General features: G+C 38.8%; 5 protein-coding genes. All 5 read right to left on the bottom strand.

Annotated features, from left to right (window positions below; all coding sequences use genetic code 11):
• Positions 1–78: 78 nt before the first annotated feature.
• Positions 79–876, bottom strand: coding sequence for a formate/nitrite transporter family protein (locus tag K1J10_RS10110; RefSeq protein WP_223357232.1), 798 nt, complete (start codon positions 874–876; stop codon positions 79–81).
• Positions 877–1,056: 180 nt separating this feature from the next.
• Complete coding sequence (locus K1J10_RS10105) at positions 1,057–1,755, bottom strand: glucosaminidase domain-containing protein (protein WP_223357231.1); 699 nt, start codon at positions 1,753–1,755, stop codon at positions 1,057–1,059.
• Positions 1,756–1,901: 146 nt separating this feature from the next.
• Positions 1,902–2,498 carry a ribosome biogenesis GTP-binding protein YihA/YsxC gene (yihA, locus tag K1J10_RS10100; protein ID WP_223357230.1) on the bottom strand — a complete coding sequence of 199 codons (597 nt, stop codon included), beginning with the start codon at positions 2,496–2,498 and terminating at the stop codon, positions 1,902–1,904.
• An 11-nt stretch (positions 2,499–2,509) separates the two neighbouring features.
• Positions 2,510–3,742 carry an ATP-dependent Clp protease ATP-binding subunit ClpX gene (clpX, locus tag K1J10_RS10095; protein ID WP_223357229.1) on the bottom strand — a complete coding sequence of 411 codons (1,233 nt, stop codon included), beginning with the start codon at positions 3,740–3,742 and terminating at the stop codon, positions 2,510–2,512.
• A gap of 210 nt (positions 3,743–3,952) precedes the next feature.
• Entirely contained in the window at positions 3,953–4,465 is a 513-nt protein-coding gene (locus tag K1J10_RS10090) for a dihydrofolate reductase (protein WP_129269219.1), read from the bottom strand.
• Positions 4,466–4,642 lie beyond the last annotated feature (177 nt).

The raw sequence follows: 4,642 nt of genomic DNA, 5'->3' as shown, positions 1-4,642 counted from the left end.
AGCTCAAACAGCTGGAAGAACACTCGCTTAATCAGAGGAATGACTTTGTTGCACTTGACTTGACAATTGGGGAAAATCTTAATCTTTGTAAATAGTCTTGGTACGATTGAGCCATGCATAGGCTAAGCCCATGATCACTCCTCCACCTACCCAGTTACCTACAAAGGTGACAGCATAATGACGAAGCACATTGAAGAACTCTAAATGAGGTAAATCTTTCGAAATCGAGTTAAAAGTAGCTAATGAGAAAGAAGCAAAGTTTGCCGCGATGTGTTCATTGGTAAGGAAAACAAACATATAAATAGCTGACAAAGCCATCAGAACTTTCGCTGTTTCATCTTTAAAGAAAAGGTAGGACAAGATCGCTATGTTAACAAAGATGTTAGCAATCACTCCTTCAAAGAAGACCAATTGATTGGAACGTTGGAGCTTCATCTCTACAACTGAACCAAGGAAGCCTTTTGGATTCAGATTAGCAAAAGCACTTGTCTGACTGAAGAGAAATGCGAGGAACAAAGCACCAACTAAATTAAAGAATGTACAATAAAGTAGAATCTCTAAAGCTTTCTTCCAATTTATCTTCTTAAGATAAACTCCAGCTGTCAGGTACATCATATTTGAAGTCGTTAGTTCACTATTTAAGAATAGTAAATAAACCAATCCCCAGGCAAAAATAAATGGGAACAAGAAACGACCGGAACCTTGCAAAAAGGTATTGAGCAAATCTGCACCCACAATCCCAACTGCTGTACTCATTGTGAGAAATGCACCCGCAAACATAGAGCGAACAGCATACCGAGCTTTAGAAGCAGTATACAGTTCTTCCTTCTTCTGACATGCTGCTTCTACCTTTAGAACAAAATTTGATTCTCCCATCTGAATCTCCTTATATATTGAATTTGTGAACTTCTTCATTATATCATAGTTTCAACTTTCTGAAAAGGTTTTCAGAAAAATATTAGCAAAAATACTGTGTTCTATAAAAAAACGATTTAAAACGAAGAGAACAAAAAACAGACCTTAAAGGCCTGTATATCATTCAATTTAATTCATATCTTACAAGAAACGATTTGCCCAAGCGATATCCAAGTTCAAGATTTCTTGAGTTGTATATTGTTGGCGATAAGGGTTGTAAACTGTACCTTCATAGCCTCCATACACACTTGGTGAATCATACTGAGTAAGGTTGTATATTTCGATGATGTGGTTCAATTTTGCATAGTAACTGGTATCAGTAGCATAGACACCCGTTAAGGCAGCTGTTGCATCCTGATAGCCACTTGTATTGCTTTTCCAAGCGCCAGCAAAGTGACCTTGTTTCAAAACAGCAACATAGTCTTGCAATGATTCATAGTAGCTAGGGTATGAACGGAAAGCATCGTTGATGGTATAGGCATTTCCATTACCGTCATCTTCCCACGTCTGCATCACAGCTGATTGACCAGCATAACTACCTTTAATACCAAAAAGGTTGTAGTGTGGATAAGATGACAAACCAGATTGACCAGCTCCACTTTCTAAGATGGCTTGAGCAATCATAACAGATGCATACAGGTCATTCTCTTGACCAAGTTGGCGAGCAGATTCACCGATTTGTGAGATGAAGGCTTCTGTTGGATCTGCATATTGAGAGTATGCTTCATCATTAGCCCCAACGTTTCCTACGTGCTCACTCATGGCTGCCGCTACTGTTCCTGCAGCTACCAGAACCACTAAGGATCCAATCAATTTCGATTTATTTAGTAATTTTTTCAATGTGATAATCTCCTGATGTTTTAATGAAAAGTCTTTAAGATGATTATAGCACAGAAAAGCATTAAATTGTTGAGTTCAATATTACATTTTAATTACAATATCGAGATAAATCAAACAAATAAATAACAGGTAAGTAATAATACGATTTATTCCGAAAAACTATAGTCGAAAATTGCATCCCAAGCTTCTTCTACTCCCGTTTTATTAACAGATGAGAAGATGATAAAAGTATCTGTTTTATCAAAATCTAACTTCTTCTTGATCATGGATTCATGCTTGTTCCATTTTCCTCTTGGAATTTTATCGGCTTTGGTCGCAACTAAGATAACAGGGATTTCGTAATATTTTAAAAACTCGTACATCTGGACATCATCTGCTGAGGGTTCATGACGAAGATCAACCAGGCTGACAACAGCTTTTAAATTCTCTCTCGATGTCAGATATTCTTCAATCATTTTGCCCCATTTCTCGCGTTCTTTTTTTGAGACACGAGCATATCCATAGCCAGGTACATCGACAAAACGAAGTTTGCCATCTATATTGAAGAAGTTCAATAACTGTGTTTTCCCTGGTTTTCCAGACGTACGGGCTAAATTTTTACGATTCAGCATGGTATTGATAAAAGAAGACTTGCCGACATTTGATCGACCGGCAAGTGCAACTTCTGGGATATCATCTTGAGGATAATGGCTTTTATTGGTAGCACTCAAGAGAATATCCGCATTATGAGTATTTACTTTCATAGAATTTCTTTCTAGGCAGTTTCTAAAATTGGTTTTTCAGTTCCGTTAACTGCTTCCTTAGTGATTCGAACCAATTTGACGTCTTCTTGACTTGGAACTTCAAACATCACATCCAACATAGTTTCTTCGATGATGGAGCGTAATCCGCGAGCACCAGTCTTACGTTCAATGGCTTTGCTTGCAATTTCTTCCAGTGCTTCGTCATCAAATTCCAATTCAACGTCGTCAAAGGATAAGAGAGCTTGATATTGTTTCACCAAGGCATTTCTTGGTTCTTTCAAAATACGAACCAAGTCATCCACTGTCAATTGCTCTAATGCAGCAAGAACAGGGAGACGGCCGATTAACTCAGGGATGATACCGAATTTTTGGATATCTTCTGCAATGATTTCTTGCATGTAAGAGCTGGATTCATCAATGGCTTTGTTGTTTTGACCAAATCCAATGATCTTCTCACCCAGACGTTGCTTGACAATTTCTTCAATTCCATCAAAGGCTCCACCAACGATGAAAAGAATGTTTTTGGTGTCAACTTGAATCATCTCTTGTTGAGGATGCTTGCGTCCGCCTTGAGGTGGAACACTCGCTACAGTACCCTCGATGATCTTCAAGAGGGCTTGCTGTACCCCTTCACCAGATACATCACGAGTGATCGAGACGTTCTCGCTCTTCTTAGCAATCTTATCGATTTCATCAACATAGATGATACCTCGCTCAGCACGTTCGATATTGAAATCAGCTGCTTGCAAGAGCTTAAGAAGGATGTTCTCAACGTCTTCTCCGACGTAACCCGCTTCTGTCAAAGCTGTGGCATCGGCGATGGCAAATGGCACATTTAAACTCTTAGCAAGCGTTTGAGCCAAGAAAGTTTTTCCTGAACCTGTAGGACCGACCATCAAAATGTTTGATTTTTGTAGATCCACATCGTTGTCATCTTCACGATTTTCATGGAAGTTAATCCGTTTGTAGTGATTGTAGACAGCTACTGCTAGTGCTCGTTTAGCACGATCTTGACCGATGACATAGTGGTTAAGGATATTGAGAAGTTCGATTGGTTTTGGAACCTCTGAAAGGTCTGCCAAGACTTCCTCAGCTAATTCTTCTCGAATGATTTCTTGAGCTAACTCAACACATTCATTACAGATAAAGGCATTGTTCCCAGCGATAATCTTCTGTACTTCGTCTTGGTTCTTACCACAAAACGAACAATAAACCATCATATCGTTTGATTGATTTGTAGGCATTTTCTTCTCCCGATTCTATAGTCTGTTTGTAATTTATTTAAATAAAGTCATATAAAAGGCGTGAATAGAATTCACAAGATTAGTAAAGGCATTTAATAAGAAGAGGGTGGCTAAGCCATAGCGCTTTTTCCGAAGATTCTGGGAAGCACATACCAGGCAAATCACGCATAAAACTGCTGTAAAAAAGCCAAAGATACTACGTTCCATCAACTAGTCTTCCTTTCTTTCAAAATGTCTAATAGTAAAGTCGTAAGGGTTTTTTTCATCTTTTTCGATTGTCCGCTCATCTAATAATTGAAACTGGTCCCACCGGAAGTCTTCCGGGAAGTAGGTATCTCCTTCCAATTCGGCATCGATGACAGTCTGATAGAGCTCCTCTAGATAAGGCTCGAAAAGACGGATGACCTTCTCACCACCGATAATAAAGAGTGACAAATCCTGTCCCTTATACCAGTTTAAAACGTCTTCAACTGAGGTTTTTAGCAAAACCTTTTCATTCTCTACATCATACTTGTCATCTCTAGAGAGAATAATATTGGTCCGATTTGGGAGGACACGTTTGTTTAAACCTTCGTAGGTAACTCTTCCCATGAGGATCGCATGGCCTGTAGTCGTTTGTTTAAAGTGCTGCAATTCAGCTGGTAAATGCCAAGGCATGACCTGATCTTTGCCGATCACTCCATTCTTCGTCTGAGCCCAAATGCCAATTACTTTCTTACTCATTTTTACATCCTTTATACTGATACTTCTATTTTATCAAATTTTTCAAGAAAAGACTGTTTCTAACTATTGCTTCCTTGAGCAAAACTTCCCATTTTTTCCGTCGATAAATTGCAAGAATAAGTGCAACATTTACTTGAACTCATCCTCTAGAGCTTCACAAGCAGTTCTGTAAGCTAA

The sequence above is a fragment of the Streptococcus australis genome (assembly GCF_019930045.1).
GTDB classification, from domain to species: Bacteria; Bacillota; Bacilli; order Lactobacillales; family Streptococcaceae; genus Streptococcus; species Streptococcus australis_D.
The sequence above is the reverse complement of the archived record's forward strand: the minus strand, read 5'-3'. Positions and strand labels throughout refer to the sequence as shown.

Coding starts and splice junctions, on each gene's coding strand:
- clpX (WP_223357229.1), bottom strand. CDS start 3,742: ATGCCTACAAATCAATCAAACGATATGATGGTTTATTGTTCGTTTTGT.
- K1J10_RS10090 (WP_129269219.1), bottom strand. CDS start 4,465: ATGAGTAAGAAAGTAATTGGCATTTGGGCTCAGACGAAGAATGGAGTG.
- K1J10_RS10110 (WP_223357232.1), bottom strand. CDS start 876: ATGGGAGAATCAAATTTTGTTCTAAAGGTAGAAGCAGCATGTCAGAAG.
- yihA (WP_223357230.1), bottom strand. CDS start 2,498: ATGAAAGTAAATACTCATAATGCGGATATTCTCTTGAGTGCTACCAAT.